Source organism: Bradyrhizobium sp. BRP19, assembly GCF_020194195.1.
Taxonomy (GTDB): Bacteria; Pseudomonadota; Alphaproteobacteria; order Rhizobiales; family Xanthobacteraceae; genus Bradyrhizobium; species Bradyrhizobium yuanmingense.
In genome coordinates this window covers 1-437 of the sequence record NZ_JADYVZ010000137.1, presented here as the reverse complement: position 1 = coordinate 437, position 437 = coordinate 1, and the positions used below count along the sequence as shown (strand labels likewise).

Genomic DNA, 437 nt, shown 5'->3' with positions numbered 1-437 from the left:
AGCATCATCAGCGCGCGCGCCGGCGGCGAGATCGCCCGGCTGCCGCTCGGCGAGGCCGCAAGCGCGCGCGCCGGCTCACCCTATTGGGTGATGCATCGTGCCGATCTGCAAAGAGCGCTGCAGGCTGCGGTCGAGGACCATCCCGACATCGAACTGAGGCTGGGCTGGCAGTTCGAGGATATCGACGACCACGCCGGGGAACTGACCGTGGTGGCGCGCCGCGGCGATGCGCGGCAGCATCAAGTAGCGGCTGCGCTGATCGGCGCTGATGGCATCTGGTCGTCCGTGCGTGGCCGCCTGTTCCCGGAACTGCGGCCGCGGTTTTCCGGCCTGATCGCCTGGCGCGGCACGCTCGATGCGAAGGTTCTGCCGCGCGGACACACTTCGCCGCGGGTGCAACTCTGGATGGGACCGCACGCGCATCTGGTCGCCTATCC

The 437-nt window shown here is 69.3% G+C and carries 1 pseudogene; it reads left to right on the top strand.

Annotation, left to right across the window (positions count from 1 at the left end):
- A pseudogene (locus I6F36_RS38870) lies at positions 1 to 437 on the top strand (monooxygenase); the annotation flags it as partial.